This window comes from Caulobacter sp. 05T431, from assembly GCF_056665975.1.
In genome coordinates, this window is record NZ_JBFTKU010000007.1 from 110661 (window position 1) to 131074 (window position 20414).

A 20414-nucleotide genomic window follows, 5' to 3' on the forward strand; every position below is an offset into this window, starting at 1 on the left:
GGTCAGCGGCATGCGGGCGTCGTGGCGGGGAGCGGCGGCGCCAGGACGCCGACGTTCCAGTTCCACGGCGTGTCGCCCTGGGCCCGGCGGCGGCACATGACGGTCTCGTTCAGTTCGTACATGCCCGGCCGCAGGTGGACGCCCGGCGTCGGCCCCTCGCCGAAGGCCATGTAGGCGCGATCCTTGCCGTACGGCTTCCAGGCGGGCTCGCCGGCGGCCTTGGGGACGCCGTCGCGGGCGAACGAGGCCCAGTACTGGGTCATGGCCGCCGACAGCTTGGCCTCGGCGGGCGTGTCGGGGTTCTTCGGCCAGGCCGGCGGCGTGGTTTTGGCGCTGCCGAAGACGTAGGGGATCTCGCTGGCGTGGAAGCCGTGCAGCCCCGCCGCGTCTGCCGCCGGATAGCCGTGGTCGAACAGGTAGAAGTAGCCCGGCTGGCCGATCGCCGTCTGCTTGGCCGCCAGCCGCTCGGCCGTCCAGCCGTAGAGGGCGTCGCGCGGGACCAGCAGCATGGTCTCGGCCAGGTCGGCCGACGGATAGAGCCGCAGGAATTCGTCGGCCTGGTCGCCGTAGCGCTCGCGGATCGTCTTCTCGTAGGTCGCCGCGTCGGCGGGCGGCGGCGGGGCCAGGAAGCGCAGCGAGCGGATTTCGCCGCTGTTGAACCCAGCCAGGACCGGCACATGGGCCTGCTCGCCGCGGTCGAAGGCGTCGACCAGCTGGCTGGGCAGCACCTTGCCGTCGACGGCGCCGAAGGTCTGGAAGCCCGCCGCCAGCGATTGGGTGGTCAGGGTCTCGGGATCCATGGCCCGCAGGTCGGCCAGGCTCTTGGCGCCCAGCTTCTGCGCGGTTAACGCGCCCATGGCCTCGGCCGGGACGTGGCCGTACTTCGGCTCGCGCAGCGGCGGGGTCGAGACCATGTAGGCGCTCTGGGCGATGGCCTTCTGGAACAGGCCCCGGGCCGGCGGCGAGGCCATCAGGTACATGACGCTGAGGCCGCCCGCCGACTCTCCGGCGATGGTGACGTTCGAGGCATCGCCCCCGAAGGCGGCGATGTTGGCCTTCACCCATTTCAGGGCGGCGATCTGGTCCAGCAGGCCGTAGTTGCCCGAGACGTGGTCGGGCGACTCCGCGCTGAGCTCGGGATGGGCCATGTAGCCCAGGACGCCCAGGCGGTAGTTGATCGAGACGACGATCAGGCCCTGCTTGGCCAGGGCCGTCCCGTCGTACATGCTCTCGCTGCTGGCCCCGCCGATCAGCGAGCCGCCGTGGATCCAGACCAGCACCGGGGCCTTCTTGGCGTTGTCGGGCGCCCAGACGTTCAGCGACAGGCAGTCCTCGCTCATCGCCTTCAGGGTCGAGCTGTAGATGCCGCCGGGACGGGGCTTGGGCTGGTAGCAGACGGGACCGAAGTCCAGGGCGTCGCGCACGCCGCTCCAGGCGGGGGCGGCGACCGGCGGCTTCCAGCGCAGCGCGCCGACGGGGGCGGCGGCGTAGGGCACGCCCTTGAACACCCGCAGGCCGTCCTGCTCGACGCCGCGCAGCGCGCCGGCGGGCGCCTGGACGACGGGCTCGGCCGCCAGGACGGGCGCCGCGAGAGCGGAAAGCGCGAGGACCGAAAGGGCGGGGACCAGCGCTCGGAAGACGCGCGACCCCATGGACCTTTTCCCAGCCTGCATGACGTTCCTCCCCGTTTCAGGCGTCGATCCTTGGCGCCGACGCTGCGAACCCAGCGTGCCCGACGAGTCCGCACCCTGTCAATGTTCACTCTCATGCGTGTGAACTTGATCTTCGATCCCTTTTGAGCGCATGCTCGGGGAAAGCCAAGCTCGAAAACGGCGGCTGGGAGGAAACCTTTTGAAGATCACCCGTGCAACGCGTGGCGGACCCGCCCGCGCGCTCCAAGTCCAGGTCGGCCGACGACGTCCGGCGGCCGGCCGATGAGCGTCTCGCCCTCCCCCGTTCAGATCGACGTCCCCACGCCCCCGACCGCCGTCGGCGGCCGGGCCTGGATCGTCCTGGCCATGCTGTGGTTCGTCTATGTGCTGAACTTCCTGGACCGACAGCTGATGTCGATCCTGGCCAAGCCGATCCAGGACAGCCTGCACGTCACCGACGGCCAGCTGGGCCTGATCGGCGGCCTCTATTTCGCGATGTTCTACTGCTTCATCGCCATCCCGGTGGGCTGGCTGGCCGACCGCACCAACCGCGTCGCTGTGCTGTCCCTGGCCTGCGGCATCTGGAGCGCGGCGACGGCGGCCTGCGGCTTCTCCGCCAACTACGCGCAGTTCGCCGTGTCGCGGATGACGGTCGGCTTCGGCGAGGCCGGCGGCGTGCCGCCCTCCTACGCCATCATCTCCGACTACTTCCCGCCGGGCCGGCGCGGCACGGCGCTGGGCATCTACAACCTGGGCCCGCCGATCGGGGCGGCGCTGGGCATCGCCTTCGGCGCGGCGATCGCGGCGGCCTTCGACTGGCGCCACGCCTTCATCGTGCTGGGCGCGATCGGGGTCTTGACGGCGGTCATCCTGCCGTTCGTCGTCAAGGAACCGCCGCGCGGCGGCCTGGACGGCCTGGCCGGCGCCGCGCCCCTCAAGGCCGGCTTCTGGTCGACGCTGAAGATGTTCTTCTCGCGCCCGACCCTGGTGCTGGCCGCCCTGGGCAGCGGGGCGACCCAGTTCGTCACCTACGGCCTGGGCAACTTCACCACCCTGTTCCTGATGCGCGAGAAGGGCATGGCCCTGGGCGACGTGGCGCTGTGGTACGCCCTGGTGGTGGGGATCGGCATGAGCGCCGGGATCTTCGTCTCCGGCCGGGTGATCGATCGCTTCACCCAGAAGTCCAAAGTGGCCTACGCCATGGCGCCGGTCATCTCGCTGACCCTGGCCATCCCGTTCTACATCGGCTTCGTCTGGGCCCCGACCTGGCCGATGGCCCTGGCCTTCCTGATCGGCCCGACCTTCCTGAACTACTTCTACCTGTCGTCGGCGGTGACGCTGGTCCAGCAGGAGGTTCGGCCCGAACAGCGGGTGATGTCCGGCGCCCTGCTGCTGCTGGTCATGAACTTCATCGGCCTGGGCCTGGGCCCCACCTATGTGGGCGCGGCCAGCGACTTCTTCCGCGCCGCCCATCCGCACAACTCGCTGCAGATGGCGCTCTACACGCTGGTCCCGTTCTACGTGCTGGCGGTGGCGCTCTTCCTGTGGCTGGCCCGCATCTTCGCCCGAAACGAACGCGAAGAACGGGCCGGCGAGGCCGTGGGGGCGGCCTGACGGTGCGCGGGCTTCACGCCTTCAGGGCGATGAAGCCCGCCGCCATGAACCGGGCGATCCGCTTCTTGACCGCCGGGAAGTCGTCGGAATGGCAGCGCCCGCTGGACAGCCGGTCGATCCGGCCCGTCCGCGCCAGGGTGTTCATCAGCGCGCCGCTGACGAAATGATAGCCCCAGAAGATCTCCTCCTCGTCGTAGGCCGGCAGGGCCCGCTTGAGGATGCCGACCAGCTTCAGCACGACCGGGTCGAAGTGCTCGTCCATCAGGGCCGCGCCTTCCGGCGTGTTGCTGACCCGGGCGCAGAAGGCGGCGTAGTTCATCCAGTGCTCGCCGCCCTCGTAATAGAGGTCGAGGTCCGTATCGAGGAAGGCGTGCAGCGCGCCCTCGACCGTGGGCTTGTCGCCCGCCGCCTTCTCGTACTCCTCCAGCGCCACCATCCGTCGTCCGGACGTCACCCCGGCCCGGCGCGCGAACACCGCCTCGAACAGGTTCACCTTGTCCTTGAAGTAGTAGTTCAGCAGCGTCGTGTGGATGCCCACCCGCTGGGCCACGTCCCGCAGGGTCACGCCGTAGAGGCCGTTGCGCGAGAACAGGTACTCGGCCGCGTCCAGGATTTGCTCCAGGCTCTGGGCGCGTTGCTCGGCCTTGGTGCGCCGCCCCGCCTTGATCTCCTCAGCCGTCGCTCCCGCCAACCCGTCCTCCTGGTCCCAGCCCCCGCCTAGTCGGGGCCGGACGCGCTCGTGTCAATGTTCCCATAACGGCAACGCCCCGCCGCCGGCCTACGACCATTTCTTCAAATGATCCCGGATTGACACCGCTGCAACAAATATAGCAACGTTCACTCTTGTGAGAATGAGCGTCTGAGAGACTCATTCCCGAGGGGAGAACGCCACATGAAAATCGGGCTTACGAGCGTGTCCGCCATCGCGCTGCTGATCGGGGTCTCCGGTCTGGCGTCGCCGGCCTGGTCGCAGGACGCGCCGCCTTCGCCGGACAAGGCCACGCAGGTCGAGGAGATCGTCGTCACCGGCTCCAACATCCGGGGCTCGGCGCTCGACGCGGCGCTCCCCGTCGAGGTCTATTCGCAGCAGGCGCTGGAAAAGCAGGGCTCGCCGTCGGCCCTGGAGTTCGCCAAGAGCCTGACCATCTCGGGCCCGACCACCGGCGAGTCCTACTATTTCGGCGGCCCCGCCCTGGTGGGTTCGGTGAACTACAACCTGCGCGGCCTGGGCGCGGACAAGACGCTGATTCTGCTGAACGGCCGGCGGATGAACCAGAACACCGCCAACATGCCGTCGATCGCCCTGGCGCGCACCGAGATCCTCAAGGACGGCGCGGCCGTGATCTACGGCGCCGACGCCACCGGCGGCGTCGTCAACTTCATCACCCGCGACCGCTTCGTCGGCCTCGAGGCGCAAGGCCAGTACAAGTACATCGACGGCTCCAAGGGCGACTATTCGGTCGGCGTGCTGGGCGGGATCGGCGAGGACAAGGTCAACCTGCTGGTCTCGGCCGAGTACGAGCACCGCTCGCGCCTGAACACCATGGAGCGCGACTTCACCAAGGCCTCGCTGAAGCCGGGACCCGGCTACAATCCCGCGCCGTGGTCGACCCTGACCAACCTGACCGGCTGGATCCCGCGCGGCGCCCTGCCCGCCGTTCCCAGCGCCACCGACACCGGCGAATGGGGTCCGGCGGTGGGCGGCATCGTCTCGGACTTCACCGCCGCCAGCTGCGCGGCGGTCGGCGGCCGCTACGACAACAACTTCACCTGCGCCTACAACTACATCCCCTACTATCGGCTGGTGGAGAACCAGGACACCTATCGGCTCTACGCCCAGCTGAAGGCCGACATCAGCGACTCCATGAAGTTCCACATGGACGCCTCCTACGGTCGCGTCACGCTACCCCAGGTCATGGGGTCGCCGGCCCAGCCGGTGTCGCGCGGCCCGGCCCTGGCGACCGGCGCCGTCAACCAGTTCTACGTGCCGATCACCAATCCGTTCGCGGCTGCTTTCGCCGCCCGAAACGGCATCGTCGGCGCCCAAGGCTTCACGCCGGTGACCTATCGCCTCTTCGGTCACGGCGGCAATCCGTACTATTCGGGCGGCGACGGCTTCGGCGTGGCCGACCGCATCGACAACAAGGCCTGGCGCATCTCGGGCGGGATCAACGGCGACCTGGGCGACCTGGCCCCGTTCGCCAAGAAGGTCGGCTACGACTTCGCCCTGACCTATAACGACGCCTACAACTACAACACCCACGCCGACACCATCGGCTTCCGCCTGCAGGAAGCCCTGAACGGCTTCGGCGGCCCCAACTGCCACGCCACCGACCTGGACCCCGCCCGCTTCGGCACCCAGAACGCGGCCGCCGCCGGCAAGAACGGCTGTATGTATTGGAACCCCTTCTCGACCTCGTTCAAGGGCCAGCCGGTGCTGGGCCTGTCCAACCCCAACTACGTCGCCGGCCAGGAGAACCCCAAGGACCTGGCCCTGTGGATGTTCGATCCGCGCGCCGTCGAGACCCTCAGCCACAATTTCACGGCCGACCTGGTGTTCAACGGCCAGTCGGGCCTGAAGCTGCCCGGCGGCGAGATCGGCTGGGCCCTCGGCGCCCAGTACCGGTCGCTGGCCAACCGCGTGAACGTGCCCAGCGCGTTCAACAACGGCTCCGTCCAGTGCGAGTGGCCGACCAGCACCACCAGCGCCAACGGCGCGGGCTCGGGCAATCTCAGCCCCACGCCGACGCCGACGACCGACCCGAACTTCCGCGGCTGCACGCCCGACGCGCCGGGCCCGTTCGTGCTGTTCGCCCCGACCCTGCCGTCGCAGGCCGAGCAGTCCCAGTACTCGCTGTTCGGCGAGCTGCAGGTGCCGCTGTTCTCGAACGTCGACATCCAGCTGGCCGCGCGTAAGGAGAAGTTCTCCAACGACCTGGGCGCGACCGTCTACAAGGTGTCGGGCAAGTGGAACGTCTGGGGCCCGCTGACCCTGCGCGGCTCGTACGGCACCAACTACCAGACCCCGCCGCTGGGCGTGACGCCGGGCGCCATCACGGTGGCCGCGCGGACCTACACGGTCGCCGCCAGCAACTGGCTGGCCGCCCAGTTCATCACCGACGCCGACCTCAAGCCCGAGACCGCCAAGACCTCGAACCTGGGCGCGATCTGGCAGAGCCGCGGCTTCGCGGATGACCATAACTTCCGCCTGATCGTCGACTATTTCGACATCAAGACGAAGGACCAGATCGGCCAGGTCGCCGATCCGAACCAGATCGCCAGCCTGGTGTTCAACGGCGCGGGCGGCACGATCACCACCTGCGACCCGTCGGTCCAGCCGCTGCTGCGCCGCATCACCTTCAACACCGGCTGCGTGGTCGGGATGAGCGGCGTCGGGACCTTCTCGGCGGTGTCCACCCGCTACGGCAACGGCCCCGGCCAGACGACCAAGGGCTTCGACATCCAGGCCAATTACGGCCTGCCGCTGGGCAAGGGCGACCTGGACGTCAACCTGACCGCCACCCGGGTGACCGAGCTGCGGACCGGCGCGACCACCCTGGACGGCGTGACGATCTCGACCGGCGACGACCGGCTGGGCACGCTGAACTTCGCCACCTTCGCCCAGGCCGCGCCGAAGTGGCGCGCCAACCTCGGCGTCAACTACGGCCTGGGCCGCCAGAACTTCCGTCTGGGGGTCAACTTCGTCTCGGCCGTCAAGGACGAGCGGGCCGGCGTGCAGTACGGCGAGGACGGCGAGAACTGGATCACCACCGACTTCACCTACCGCGTGGAGCTGGCCGGCGACATGGCGTTGACCCTGACGGCGGCCAACATCTTCGACCGCGATCCTCCGCCCGCCCAGGAAGAGTTCGGCTACGACCCGTGGACCGGCAACCCGCTGGGCCGGACCTTCGAGATCGGGCTCAAGAAGTCCTTCTAGTTCCTTCCTCCCTCGGGGGCGGGCGTCACGGCGCCCGCCCCTTTTTTCTTTTCCAGAGTACGATCCAGACCAAAGCGGGGGAGACGACCATGAGCATCCACAAGCCCACCGGCGTCGGTCGCCGGGACATCCTGGCCGGCGCGGCCCTGGCCCTCGCCCCGACCCTGGCGCCGGCCGCCGCCGACGCGGCCGCCAAGACCAAGCGCCCGGCGCCCGCGGGCTTCCTGTGGGGCACGGCGATCTCGGCCTATCAAAGCGAGGGCGGCAACACCAACAGCGACGCCTGGCTGATGGAGAACATCCAGCCCAGCATGTTCAAGGAACGCTCGGGCGACGCCTGCGACAGCTATCACCGCTACGCCGAGGACTTCGCCATCGCCGGCGGCCTGGGCCTGAACTGCTACCGCATGGGCGTGGAGTGGGCGCGGATCGAGCCCAGCGAGGGCCATTTCTCCGAGGCCGAGCTGGACCACTACGCCCGCATGCTGGAGGCCTGCCGCGCGCGCGGCCTCAAGCCGATGGTCACCCTGAACCATTTCACCACGCCCCTGTGGTTCGCCAAGCGGGGCGGCTTCGAGGTCGCCGACGCGCCCGAGCTGTTCGCCCGCTACTGCAAGAAGGTGGTCGAACGCCTAGGTCCGCTGATGGACAAGGTCACCACGTTCAACGAGGCCAACATCCGCCTGCTGGTCGACCTGATGCCGGGCATCCAGTCGGCCATCCCCTTCGTCAAGGCGGCTATCGCCGCGGCGGCCAAGGCCACGGACTCGCCGCGCTTCTCGCGCCTGGCCTACGCCGATCCTCAGGTGGTGACGCCGATCATGATCGAGGCCCACAAGCGCGCCTACGACGCCATCAAGCAGGCGCGGCCCTCGCTGCCCGTCGGCGTGACCCTGACCACCCAGGACATCCAGTCGGCGACCGATCCGGCCCTGGTCGAGGTCTATCAGCGCCGGCTCTACGGCGACTGGGTCGAGGTCGCCCGCACCCACGCCGACTTCTTCGGGGTGCAGACCTACACCCGCTTCGTCGTCGACGAGAACGGCGTGCGGCCCCCGCCCAAGGACGCCGAGCTGACCCTGTCGGGCTACGAGTTCTATCCGCAGGCCCTGGCCAACACGATCCGCTGGGCCCATCGGGCGATCGGCAAGCCGGTCTATGTGACCGAGAACGGCATCGCCACCAACGACGACGCCCGCCGGATCGCCTTCATCGACCAGGCGCTGGACGGCGTGCGCCAATGCCTGGACGAGGGCATCCCCGTGCACGGCTATCTCTACTGGTCGCTGCTGGACAATTTCGAATGGACGTCCGGCTACGGCGTGCCGTTCGGCCTGGTGGCCGTCGACCGCAAGACCTTCCAGCGCACGCCTCGCCCCAGCGCCGTGCACCTGGGCCGGATCGCGCGGGCGAATTTGATCTAGAAAATCCGCTCCGGCGCGCCCGAGGCCACGTCGCTTCGGGCCGCCACCAGGGCCAGCCAGGCGTCGATCTTGGGCAGTTCGCACTCGAAGAAGAAGCGGCACGCCCAGGCCTTGCCGTCGGCCAGGTCGCGGTCGGTCAGGTCGGCGGCGGCGACCGCCTGGTCCAGCCACTGCCAGGCCACCACCACGTGGCCGAACGCCCACAGGAACGCCGTGGCGTTGTCCTGGGCCGACCGGCGGTCCTCGCCCTGCAGCATTTCGATCGTGGCCACCACTGACCGCCAGGCCTCCGACAGGGCGCGGGCGTGGACGGCCAGGCCGGGAACCCCTTCGGCGGCCTTGGCCGTCCTGGCGATCCTCGCCGCCAGCACCGGCAGGCCGCCCCCGTCCGACAGGATCTTGCGCCCCACCAGGTCCATGCCCTGGACGCCCGTCGTGCCCTCGTGGATCGGGTTCAGCCGGTTGTCGCGCCACAGCTGCTCGACGTCGAAGTCGCGGGTGTAGCCGTAGCCGCCGTGCACCTGGATGGCGATGTCGTTGGCCGCCAGGCCGTATTCCGAGGGCCAGGTCTTGGCGACCGGGGTCAGCAGGCCCAGCAGGGCGGCGTCGGCTTCGGAGCCCTCGGCCGTATCGACCAGGCGGGCGCAGTAGAGGCACAGGGCCAGGGCGCCCTCCACATAGGTCTTCTGCTGCAGCAGCATCCGGCGCACGTCGGGGTGCTCGATGATCGCGACGGGCGGTCCCGTGCGCCGGCCGGGCGGACGGCCCTGCAGCCGCTCGCGGGCGTAGTCGACCGCCAGGCGGTGGCCGCGATAGCCCAGGGCCGCCGCGCCCACCCCGACCCCGATCCGGGCCTCGTTCATCATCTGGAACATCTGGCGCAGGCCCTCGCCCGGCGCCCCGACGATCCAGCCCACGGCCCCGTCCCGCTCGCCGAAGTTCAGCAGGCAGTTGGCCGTGCCGCGATAGCCCATCTTGTGGTTCAGCCCGGCCACGGCGACGTCGTTGCGCGTCCCGTCCGGCAGGACCTTGGGCACGATGAACAGCGAGATGCCCGCCGTCCCCTCCGGCAGGGTCCCGTCGGCGTCGGGGACCTTGGCCAGCACCAGGTGGACGATGTTGCCGCTGACGTCCTGGTCGCCGCCCGAGATCCACATCTTGTTGCCGGACAGGCGGTAGCGTTCGCCCAGGGCGTCCTGACCGTCGGGCGTGGCCTTGGTGCGCACGTCGGCCAGGCTGGAGCCGGCCTGGGGTTCGGACAGGCACATGGTGCCGAACCACCGCCCCTCGATCTGCGGCCGCGCGAAGGCCTCGACCTGGGCCGGCGAGCCGAAGGTCGCGATCAGCCGCGCGTTGGCGACCGTCAGCATCGGATAGGCCGCCGTCGAGACGTTCGCCGCGGCGAAGAAGGCGAACGAGGCGGCGCAGACCAGATAGGGCAGGCCGAGGCCGCCCTGCGCTTCGGGGAACCCCGCCGAGAACAGGCCCAGCTCCGCGTACTGGGCCAGGGCCTCGCCGATCGCCGGACAGATGCGCACCTGCCCGTCCACCAGCGCCGGCTCCTCGACGTCGTTGCGCTTGAAGTGCGGCAGGAAGGCTTCGGCGGCCAGGGTCTGGGACAGGTCCAGCACCGCATCGACCGTCTCGCGGTCGACCAGCGCGTCGGCCTTCAGCCAGTCGTGAAGCATGAAATCGACGTCGCGACGATCGAGCAGCGGAGTGGTCATGGCTTGTTCTTCAAGATGGGGCCCTCAGATGATCGTCGCGCCGCCGTCGATCACGAGCGTCTGGCCCGTGATGTGGCCGCCGGCGTCGGACGCCAGCAGCAGCGCCGCGCCCATCAGGTCGGTGGGACCGCCCAGCTTGCCCAGCGGCGTCCAGCGCAGCATCTCGTCACCATGCGCCTCGACCGTGGCCGCCGTCATCTTGGACGGGAAGTAGCCGGGCGCCAGGGCGTTGACGCGGATGTTGCGCGGGCCCCACTCGGCGGCCAGGGCCCGGGTCATATTGATCACCGCGCCCTTGGCGGTGTTGTAGGCGATGGTGCCCGGCCGATCGTGATGGTGGCCCTGCAGCCCCTCGATCGAGGCGACATTGACCACCGTCCCCTTGCCCTGCGGGATGAACGCCTTCTTGGCCACGGCCTGGGTCAGTTGGAACAGGCCGGTCACGTTCAGGTCGATGACCTTGTTCCAGCCCTCGGCCGGATAGTCCTCGGCGGGCGCGCCCCAGACCGTGCCGGCGTTGTTGACCAGGATGTCGATCCGGCCGCACAGCTGCAGGGCCCGGGTGACGAGCGCCTCCGCCGCGTCCGGCGCGCCGAGGTCGGCCGCCAGGGTGGTCGCCGTCACGCCTCGMGCTTCCAGTTCCGCCTGGGCGGCCAGCAGCTCGTCCGGCTTGCGCGCGACCAGCACGACGGTCGCGCCGAACTCGCCCAGGGCGCTGGCGATCTGCAGCCCCAGGCCGCGCGAGCCGCCGGTGACGATCGCCACCCGGCCGCGCAGGTCGAACAGGCCGGCCAGGACGCCGGCGCCACGCTCACTCATCGCTCGCTTCCTTGTCTTCCGGACGCGCTCACGCGTCGACCGGCGCGCCCCGGCAGATCGCCTCGAAGCCCGCCGCCATGAACCGCGCCATGTGCCGGCGGATCGAGATGAAGTCGTCGGACGAGCACAGGCCGTGCGACAGCTCGTCCAGGCGCCCCGTGCGGGCCATGTTGTGGGTCATGGCGCCCGACACGAAGTGGTAGCCCCAGAAGATCGTCGCCTCGTCGCAGTCGGGCATGGCCTTCTTGAGCAGGTCGATCAGGGCCAGGACGACCGGGTTGAAGTACTTGGTCATCTTCTCGGCGCCCCAGCCGGCCGCGCTGTTGGCCTGGGCGCTGATCTTGCCGAAGGCGATCCATTGCTCGGTGTCGTGGATCTGGACGTTCAGGTCGGTGTCGATCCAGGCATGCAGCGCCCCCTCGACCGTGACCTTGTCGCCCACCGCGTCGGCGTAGCGGCGCATGGCCTCCAGGCGGTTGCGGGCCGAGATCGGCGCGCGCCGCGCCCACACCGCCTCGTACAGGCTTTCCTTGCCGTTGAAGTGGTAGTGGATCAGCGTCGAGCTGACCCCCACCCGCGCGGCCACGTCCTTGAGGGTGACGCCGTGATAGCCGAACTCGGCGAACAGCTGCTCGGCGGCGTCCAGGATACGCTCGATCGACTCCTCGCGCACCCGGGCCTTGTGCTTGCGGGCGCGGGCCGGAGCCGGAGCGGTCTGAGGTTCGACGGGATCGGTGCTGGTCATTTGTCTTCGGGTATCGACTTTGCGGCGGGCGCGTCAACGTGCCCCGGCGATGCGGGCCGCGCCACTCCCGAGAAGGCGTCTCCCGCCGCCGGGACGGCGACGGGAGACAGGGAGGGGGATCGCCCCGGGGATCAGGCCGTCGCTCAGAAGTCGTAGCCGATCCGCACCCCGAAGGTGCGCGGACGGACGATCGAGTAGCGGCTGTAGACGAAGGCTTCGGGGTGGATGTAGGTCACCGCGCGGCTGTTGCCGATGTTCTCGGCGTAGAGCATCGCGTTGACCTTGCCGTACCGGATTCCGGTCTGGAGGTTGGCGTACGTGTAGCTGTCGGTGTGGTCGTACAGCGGGCTGACGACCCCGGCCTTGCCCGGCGTGTTGGGGAAGCCGTTCGGGAACGAGCCCACGTGCTGGATCTGGACGCTGGTGAAGCCGGTGGCCGTCCCGCCCAGGCTGTAGCTGTAGGTGCCGTAGAGCGTCCCCTGCAGGCGCGGCGAGGCCAGGCGCGCGCCGTCCACGGCCCCCGAGATGGTGGCCTCCTGCTGGGTCAGCTCGGTGACGTTGGCCTTGTTGATCGACCCGTTCACGCCGAACACCCAGCCCTCGGCCGGCGAGAAGGCGGTCTCGGCCTCGATGCCCCGGCTGGCGGCGCGGCCGACATTGGTGGCGAACTGGACCGAGTCCGACTGCCGGTTGGCCTGGACCTGGATGTTCTTCCAGTCGATGTAGTAGGCGGCCAGGTTGGCGGTCAGCCGCCCGTCCAGCCAGCGGCCCTTGGCCCCGATCTCGTAGTTGACCAGGTTGTCGGAGCCCGCCCCGGCTGGGATGACCAGGTCGGTCGGGTCGACCGTGCTGACGCTGCCGGCCCGCGAGTTGTAGACCGGCGTGCGGTAGCCCGTGGACACCGTGGCGTAGGTCGTCAGGTCGTGCGACGGCTTGTAGGTCAGGCTGGCCTTCCAGGACGCCTTCTTGGCCGACGGATACTTGGCGTAGGACGCCGGGGTCGGCACCACCGCCAGCGGCCCGGAGATGCCGAACAGGGCGTAGGTGAAGTAGGCCGTGTTGAAGCCCGGATAGACGTCGACCTCGCCGCCGTACTTGCCGTAGCGCAGGCCGCCGGTGGCCTGCAGCTTGTCGGTCAGGTGGTAGGTCAGCTCGCCGAAGCCGGCCAGTTCGTAGGTGCGCGTGTCGCTGCCGAACTTGGCGAAGGTCGTGCCCGGCAGGCCGGTGATGTGGTGGCTGGCCAGGTATGCCGCGCTGGAGCGGTCCTCGCCGTTCAGGTCGGTGTCGCGGCGCAGGTAGAAGCCGCCCGCCACCCAGTCGAACTTGCCGCCGCTGTCCGAGGCCAGCCGCGTCTCCTGGACGAAGGTCTTCGCCGTGTAGCTGTCGTACAGATAGAACGGGATCGCCAGGTTGAAGGTGCCGGCCAGGTCGACGTTGAACAGGCCCTTGCCGATCGAATAGGTCGACGAGCTGGTCAGGCGGGCGCCGTCGAACTGGTACTCCAGCGTGCCGTTATAGACCTGGGTCTTGGTCGTGTACTGGTCCGGGATGGTGCTGTAGCGCTTGCGGTCGCCCAGCGAGGGCGTGGTCATCGCCGCGTCCTTGGGGTCGCTGTCCTCGTAGGAGGCCAAGAGCTTGACGCTGAGCCGGTCGTTCGGCGCCCACAGCAGCACCGCGCGGCCGCCCACGTCCTTCAGGGCGTTGGCGTTCTTCACGCCCGTGCCGAGGTTGTCGATGAAGCCGTCTTCGTCGCGATAGAAGCCGACCATGCGCAGGGCCAGCTGGTCCTTGACCAGCGGCAGGTTGACCATGCCGTTGTAGCGCTGGCGGACGCCGTCGCCGTCGGGGGTGTAGCCGATGTCGGCCTGGACCGAGGCGGCGTAGCCCGTCAGGTCCGGGCTCTTGGTCAGGACGCGCAGCGCGCCCGACAGCGAACCCGAGCCGAACAGCGTGCCCTGCGGACCGCGCAGGAACTCGACGCGCTCGACGTCGTACATGGCCGGGTCCAGCGTCACGGTGTTGCCGATCGTGCTGAGCGGCAGCTCGTCCAGATAGATGGTGGTGGTCGTCTGCAGCCCCGCGCCCCAGCCGTTGGTGGAGATGCCGCGGACGGTGAAGCGGGCGTTGTTGCTGCTGGCCTGGTTGAGGACGACGCCGGGCGTTTCACGCGCGATGCCCTCGAAGCCGACCACGCCCTTCTGGGTCAGTTCGGCCTGCGAGAAGGCGGTGATGCTGAGCGGAACGTCCTGCAGGCGTTCCTTGCGGCGGGTCGCGGTGACCACGACCTCCTCGACGGTGCTGACGGCGGCGGTTTCGCGCGGCGCCTCGGTGGTGGTCTGCGCGATCGCGGGCGTGGCGGCCGCCATCAAGGCGATCAGCGACGCCGTATAGGCAAAACGACTCATTGATGTCCCTCCCCTGTCGCCGCCGCGCCCTTGGTGACGCTGTTCGACGAACGACGGGACCATCGCACCGCAGCTTCGCCGGAGTCAATACTGACTAACGAGTAAGTCAATATTATAGGCCGCAGGTTCTCCTCCCCGCGCCGGACCGGGCCCGTCCCACCGCCGATTTCCGCCGCTTAAGAGTCTTTTCAACCAAGCATGGCCTTATGATCGCCCTGGCCGCCCTCGGTGAAATCGCGACCGGACGTCATCCGAAGGAACTCGCGCGCGTGCACGGCCAGACCTCCAGCGACCAGAGCGGCTACGGCGCGCTCGACGTGCTGGACGCCAGCCAGGACTGCGCCTGGATCCTGCGCCTGGACGGCTCGATCGAGCACGCCAATCGCCGCGCCCAGACGATGTTCCCCGCCGATCCCGGCCCCTCTTCGGCCTCCTGGCGGACGATCTGGCCCGAGGAGAGCCGCTTCTCGCTGGACCGGTCGTTCAACGTCGCGGCGACCGGCCAGGTCGCCCGCTTCCGCGCCTTCCTGGGCGAGGCCCAGCACGCCCGGACCTATTGCGACACCACCATCTCGCCGATCCTCGGTCCGGACGGCCAGGTGATCCGCCTGCTGGCCACGGCCCGCGACGTCACCCAGACCGTCGAGACCCAGGGCTTCCTGCGCACGGTCATCCAGCTTCTGCCCTCGCCCCTGACGGTGAAGAACGTCGAGGACGGCCGTTACGTGCTGATCAACCGCGCCGCCGAGGACGCCTTGGGCGTGGTCGCCGACGAGGCGGTGGGCAAGCGGGGGTCCGAGGTCCTGGTCCCCGCGATCGCCGCCCACGCCGCCGAGATCGAGGCCAAGGTCCTGGCGACCGGCGAGATGCAGCTCTCCGAGGAGGTCCACGGCGAGACCGCCGACGGCGCGCCGCGCTACTTCACCACCAAGACCCTGGCCACCTACGACGACGTCGGGGCGCGCCACCTGATCACCCTGGCCGAGGACGTCACCGCCCGCCGGTCGGCCGCCGCCTCGCTGCGCGCCGCCCTGGACCAGGCCGAGCAGGCCAGCCAGGCCAAGACCGCCTTCCTGGCAAACATGAGCCACGAGATCCGCACCCCGTTGAACGGCATCGTCGCCGGCGCCGACCTGCTGGCCAAGGGCGCGCTGGACCCGCGGGCCCGCGAACTGGTCGACATCATCCTGAAGTCCGGGCGCGGGCTGGAGCGCCTGCTGTCCGACATCCTGGACCTGGTGCGCATCGAGGCGGGCCAGGTGATCGTCGAAGACGGCCCGTTCCACCTGGGCGACCTGGCGCGTTCGGTCGGCGCGCTCTGCGCCCTGCGCGCCGAGGAGAAGGGCGTGGTCCTGGCGGTCGAGGTCGCCGCCGAGGCCGACCTGACCGTGGTCGGCGACAGCAACCGCCTGCGCCAGGTGCTGACCAACCTGCTCAGCAACGCCGTGAAGTTCACCGACGCCGGCCGGGTCACCCTGGTCGCCGGAATGGACGCCGACGGCCGGGCCCGATTCTCGGTGTCCGATACCGGGATCGGCTTCGACGCCGCCCAGAAGGCGCGCATCTTCGACCGCTTCCAGCAGGCCGACACCTCGTTCACCCGCCGGTTCGGCGGCGCCGGCCTGGGCCTGGCGATCTCGCGCGAGCTGGTCGAGCTGATGGGCGGCGCCCTGGAGTGCGACAGCGCGCCGGGCCAGGGCTCGACCTTCTGGTTCACCCTGCCGCTGACCGCCCATCATGAGCCGGCCGTCGAGGCGACCGCCGACGCCGACCTCGAACCGCTGGACATGCCGCGCATCCTGGTGGCCGACGACCATCCGACCAACCGCAAGATCGTCGAGCTGATCCTGGCCGAGGTGGCCGAGATCTACACCGCCGAGAACGGCGCCGAGGCCGTCGAGGTCTGCGCCACCGTGACGCCGGATCTGATCCTGATGGACATGCAGATGCCGGTCATGGACGGGCTGGACGCGGTCCGGGCGATCCGGGCGCGCGAGGCGGCGACCGGCGCGGCCCGCACGCCGATCATCATGCTGACCGCCAACGCCCGACCCGAACACATGGCCGCCAGCCGCGCGGCGGGCGCCGACCTGCACCTGGAAAAGCCGATCACCAGCGCCATGCTGTTCGCCGCCATCGGCCAGGCCTTCGAGGCGGTCCAGGCCGCGCCGGAAGCGGTCGCGGAAACCGCCTGATCCGCGCCGCCGGGCCGGAAAAAGCGCCCGATCTTTACCCGCCCTTCGCTAATCCCGGCGCATACTCCGGACAGCGTAAATAAACCGGCGATTTCATGGGCTTGGCCTCTTCCTCCGCGGCTTTCGCAACGCCTTTCCAGGCCCCCTCCCACGCCCCGGGCGGGGCGCAGATCGGCGCGCGGCTCGAGTCCGCCCGCCAGGTGGTGGAAACCCGCTTCCTCGAGGCTGGCGACGTATTGTCGCGGGCGGTCGAGGGCGTCGGCTCGCTGATCGCCGGCCTGGACGCCATCCGCGCCAATCTCGACGCCGAGACGGTGACGACGACCACCGGCGAACTGGCCCAGGCGGCCCAGACCCTGAAGTCGCTGCCCGACAATCTCAGCGCCCGCCGCGACCGGGTCGGCGAGCTGGTCAAGTTCAGCGACGGCCTGGCCGGCCGCATCGCCGAGATGCGCCAGCACCTGGCCTACCTCCGGGTCTTCGCGATCAACATCAAGATCACCTCGGGCGGCATCGCCGCCGCCGGTCCGGAATTCGCGATCTTCGCCCAGGAGATCTACGACTGCATCGAGATGGGCGGCGCCCAGCTGGACGCGCTGAACACCGACCTGATGGGCCTGGACAACACCCTGCGCGGCGCCCTGGCCCACGAGCAGGACCTGGCCCGCCACTGCGCCGAGCTGCTGCCGGCGGTGCCCGACGCCCTGACGGCCAGCGCCGCCGCCATCGCCGACCACCACGCCCGCATCGCCAGCGTCGCCGTCAGCGTCGCCACCCTGGCCCGCGACGTCCAGAAGAAGGTCGGCGGCGGCCTAGCCGCCCTGCAGATCGGCGACATCACCCGTCAGCGGATCGAGCACGTCCAGGCCGGCCTCAAGTATCTCGACGAGATGGACGAGATCTCGGCCCTGGACGCCGAGCCGCGCGCCCGCGCCCACGCCTTCGTGCATCGCCTGCTGGGCGCCCAGCTCAGCGCCATGGCCGAGGACTTCGAGCGCGAGGTCGCCCGCATCAACCAGAGCGTGGTCGGCATGGCCGCCGACGCAGTGGAGCTGCTGCGCCTGCGCGACCTGGCCTCGGGCCAGGGCGACGGTTCCGAAACCAACTTCCTGCGCAACCTGGAAGGCAATGTCGGCCAGGCCCTGGGGCTGGTCGGCGACATGACCGCCGGCGAACAGGCGGCCGAAAAGGTCAGCCGCTCGGCCGCCGTCTCGGCCCGCGAGCTGACCGCGCGCATCGCCGGCATCCAGGACATCCGCGCCGACGTCCAGATGATGGCGCTGAACACCACGCTGAAATGCGCCCGCATCGGCGAGACCGGCAAGCCGCTGGGCGTCATCGCMGTCGAGCTGCGCGCCCACGCCATCCACCTGGAGAAGTCGGCCGCCCAGACCACCAGCTCGCTGGAAGGCCTGTTCGACGCCGCCGAGGCCCTGGGCCGCCGCGAGACCGGGCGCGCGGAGGACGGCCAGGCCGCGGCCGCCGCCTCGGTGCTGAGCGGCGCCGTGGCCCGGATCGGCAAGGCCGGCGACGGGGTCGACACCGCCCTGGACGCCGTGGCCCGCCAGGGCGCCGATGTCGTCGACCTGCTGCGCCGCGCCGCCCAGCGCAGCGACCTGCACAAGCAGATCGGCTCGGTGCTGGACACCGCCGCCAACCAGCTGCTGAGCATGGCCGGCGACGACGAGATCTTCACCGACGACATCGCCCCGGCCCTGCACCCGCTGCTGGCCAAGCTGGCCAAGTCGTACACCATGGCCCAGGAACGCGAGGTCCACCGGGCCATGACCGAGGGGCTGGCCGCCGCGGAAGCGGCGACCGAGATCGCGGTCGCGGCTCCGGCCGACGACGAGGACGACGTCCTGTTCTGACCTTGCCCCCTCTCCCTTTGGGAGAGGGTGACTTCTACCGGCTCGCCGCCCGCAGCACTTCGCCCGCCAGGGCCTGCAGCGGGACCACGCGGTCCACGCAGCCCAGGGCGATGGCTTCCTTGGGCATGCCGAACACCACCGAGGTGGCCTCGTCCTGGGCCAGGGTGTAGGCGCCGGCCTGCTTCATCTCGGACATGCCGCGCGCCCCGTCGTCGCCCATGCCGGTCATGATCACGCCCACCGCGTTCGAGCCCGCCGACCGCGTGGCCGAGCGGAACAGGACGTCCACGGACGGTCGGTGCCGCGAGACCAACGGGCCGTCCTTGACCGAGACGTAGTACCGGGCGCCGCTGCGCTCCAGCAGGGTGTGCTTGTTGCCCGGGGCGATCAGTACCCGGCCGCGCCGCACGGTGTCGCCGTCCTCGGCCTCCTTGACCTCGACCGCGCACAGGCTGTCCAGCCGCTTGGCGAACGAGGCGGTGAACTTCTCGGGCATGTGCTGGACGATGACCATGCCCGGCGAGTCCGGCGGCAAGGCCTCCAGCAGCACGCGCAGCGCCTCGGTGCCGCCGGTCGAGGCGCCGATGCAGACCACGCTCTCGGTGGTGCGGGCCATCGCTCTGGTGGCCACCGGCGGCGGCAGCATGGCGTCGGCCGTCAGCTTCTTCTCCGGCTCGTGGTGGTGCGGGCGGGTGAACTGCGGGACCGGCCGCTTGGACCCCGCCAGCTTGGCGCCGGCGGCGGCCTTCACCGCGTCGCAGATGCGGATCTTGGATTCCAGCAGGGCGTCGGCCACGCCCATCTTCGGCTTCAGGATGATGTCGACGGCTCCCGCCTCCAGCGCCTGCAGCAGGGTCTCCGACCCCGCTTCGGTCAGGGACGAGCACATCACAACCGGGATCGGCTTCTGGGCCATCAGCTTGCGCAGGAAGGTGATGCCGTCCATGCGCGGCATCTCGACGTCCAGGGTGATGACGTCGGGGATCTCCTCGGCGATCCGGCGGGCGGCCACGAACGGGTCGGAGGCCACGCCCAGCACCTCGATCTGCGGATCGGCCTCGAGGATCGACGCCAGGGTCTGACGCACCGTGGCCGAGTCGTCGATGATCAGGACACGGATCTTGCGGACCACGGACATCGTATTATCGCTTCTGGAAGACCGTGTTGGCGATCTGGACGACGGGCAGGTCGATGCCGACGATCGACTCCGAGTGGCCCAGGAACAGATACCCGCCAGGCGCCAAATGGTTGCACAGGCGGGTCAACACTTTGGCCTGGGTGACCTTGTCGAAATAGATCAGGATGTTGCGGCAGAAGATGATGTCGAGGCCGGTCTCGATCGGATAGGCGTCGTCCATCAGGTTCAGGCGGCCGAAGGCCAGCTTGGACCGCAGGTGCGGCGTGATCCGCACCTCGTTGCGCGAGGCGTCGCGCGAGCGCATCACGTAGCGCTGGCGGCGGGCCATCGAGACGGGCTCGATCATCGCTTCCGAGAAGCGGCCGGCGACCGCCTGGCCCAGAACCTCGGTGCAGATGTCGGTGCACAGGATCGAATAGTCGAGCCCGCGCTGCTTCTCGCAGAACTCGTCCAGGATCATGGCGATGGTGTAGGGCTCGGCGCCCGTCGAGCAGGCCGCGCTCCAGACCTTGATCTCGCGCTTGCCCTTCCCGGCCAGGGCCGGCAGCCCCTTCGACACCAGGAAGTCGAAATGGGCCGGTTCGCGGAAGAACTCGGTCTTGTTGGTGGTCACCGCGTCGATCAGGTGGATGACCTCGGCCTCCATCCCGTTCTCCTCGAACAGGTAGCGGCAGTAGGCGTTGACGTCGTTGATCCGCGTCGCCCGCATCCGGCGGCGCAGGCGGCCTTCCAGCATGGTGCGCTTGTTGGACGGCATCTTGATKCCGCTGTAGTCGTGGATGAACGTCGCCAGGCGGTTGAAATTCCGGGCGCTGAGCTGTTCGGCTTCAGGGGCGGCCAGGGCGGCTTGTCTCGACAAGGGCGTCTCCGTTGGCGGCGTCTGT

At 69.6% G+C, this 20414-nt stretch carries 13 protein-coding genes; 5 read left to right on the forward strand and 8 right to left on the reverse strand.

Features of this window, described 5'->3' with window-relative positions; genetic code table 11:
• Nucleotides 1-2: 2 nt before the first annotated feature.
• The gene (locus AC1U89_RS08760) at nt 3-1652 is read right to left on the reverse strand and encodes a carboxylesterase/lipase family protein (protein ID WP_479899334.1); all 1650 of its coding nucleotides are present in this window, start codon (nt 1650-1652) and stop codon (nt 3-5) included.
• A 282-nt stretch (nt 1653-1934) separates the two neighbouring features.
• On the opposite strand from AC1U89_RS08760, the gene AC1U89_RS08765 reads away from it, so the two are divergent.
• Nucleotides 1935-3266, forward strand: coding sequence for a spinster family MFS transporter (locus AC1U89_RS08765; protein ID WP_479899335.1), 1332 nt, complete (start codon nt 1935-1937; stop codon nt 3264-3266).
• 13 nt (nt 3267-3279) lie between these two features.
• On the opposite strand, the gene AC1U89_RS08770 is transcribed toward AC1U89_RS08765, so the two are convergent.
• Nucleotides 3280-3957, reverse strand: coding sequence for a TetR/AcrR family transcriptional regulator (locus AC1U89_RS08770; RefSeq protein ID WP_479899336.1), 678 nt, complete (start codon nt 3955-3957; stop codon nt 3280-3282).
• Nucleotides 3958-4158: 201 nt separating this feature from the next.
• Between AC1U89_RS08770 and AC1U89_RS08775 the strand changes: the two genes are divergently transcribed.
• Together AC1U89_RS08775 and AC1U89_RS08780 are read left to right on the forward strand one after the other, a co-directional pair.
• Nucleotides 4159-7206 (forward strand): TonB-dependent receptor domain-containing protein, encoded by a 3048-nt coding sequence (locus tag AC1U89_RS08775; protein WP_479899337.1) that lies wholly within the window; start codon nt 4159-4161, stop codon nt 7204-7206.
• Between the two features lie 89 nt (nt 7207-7295).
• On the forward strand, nt 7296-8630 hold the full coding sequence (locus AC1U89_RS08780) for a glycoside hydrolase family 1 protein (protein WP_479899338.1): 1335 nt from the start codon (nt 7296-7298) through the stop codon (nt 8628-8630).
• On the opposite strand, the gene AC1U89_RS08785 is transcribed toward AC1U89_RS08780, so the two are convergent.
• The 4 genes from AC1U89_RS08785 to AC1U89_RS08800 form a co-directional block, all read right to left on the reverse strand.
• Nucleotides 8627-10357, reverse strand: a complete 1731-nt coding sequence (locus AC1U89_RS08785) for an acyl-CoA dehydrogenase family protein (RefSeq protein WP_479899339.1) — start codon at nt 10355-10357, stop codon at nt 8627-8629. The two genes, AC1U89_RS08780 and AC1U89_RS08785, sit on opposite strands and share 4 nt — an antisense overlap.
• Before the next feature lie 24 nt (nt 10358-10381).
• The gene (locus tag AC1U89_RS08790) at nt 10382-11176 is read right to left on the reverse strand and encodes an SDR family oxidoreductase (protein WP_479899340.1); all 795 of its coding nucleotides are present in this window, start codon (nt 11174-11176) and stop codon (nt 10382-10384) included.
• 28 nt (nt 11177-11204) lie between these two features.
• A complete protein-coding gene (locus AC1U89_RS08795; RefSeq protein WP_479899341.1) occupies nt 11205-11921 on the reverse strand; it encodes a TetR/AcrR family transcriptional regulator in 717 nt (238 codons plus the stop codon).
• Nucleotides 11922-12064: 143 nt separating this feature from the next.
• A complete protein-coding gene (locus tag AC1U89_RS08800) occupies nt 12065-14326 on the reverse strand; it encodes a TonB-dependent receptor (RefSeq protein ID WP_479899342.1) in 2262 nt (753 codons plus the stop codon).
• 269 nt (nt 14327-14595) lie between these two features.
• Between AC1U89_RS08800 and AC1U89_RS08805 the strand changes: the two genes are divergently transcribed.
• Together AC1U89_RS08805 and AC1U89_RS08810 are read left to right on the forward strand one after the other, a co-directional pair.
• Nucleotides 14596-16521 (forward strand): ATP-binding protein, encoded by a 1926-nt coding sequence (locus AC1U89_RS08805; protein ID WP_479899343.1) that lies wholly within the window; start codon nt 14596-14598, stop codon nt 16519-16521.
• 95 nt (nt 16522-16616) lie between these two features.
• Nucleotides 16617-18392 (forward strand): hypothetical protein, encoded by a 1776-nt coding sequence (locus AC1U89_RS08810; RefSeq protein ID WP_479899344.1) that lies wholly within the window; start codon nt 16617-16619, stop codon nt 18390-18392.
• 34 nt (nt 18393-18426) lie between these two features.
• On the opposite strand, the gene AC1U89_RS08815 is transcribed toward AC1U89_RS08810, so the two are convergent.
• Together AC1U89_RS08815 and AC1U89_RS08820 are read right to left on the reverse strand one after the other, a co-directional pair.
• On the reverse strand, nt 18427-19530 hold the full coding sequence (locus tag AC1U89_RS08815) for a protein-glutamate methylesterase/protein-glutamine glutaminase (protein WP_479899345.1): 1104 nt from the start codon (nt 19528-19530) through the stop codon (nt 18427-18429).
• A 4-nt stretch (nt 19531-19534) separates the two neighbouring features.
• Nucleotides 19535-20389: a CheR family methyltransferase gene (locus tag AC1U89_RS08820; protein ID WP_479899346.1), complete on the reverse strand. Its 855-nt coding sequence runs from the start codon at nt 20387-20389 to the stop codon at nt 19535-19537.
• Nucleotides 20390-20414: the final 25 nt, after the last annotated feature.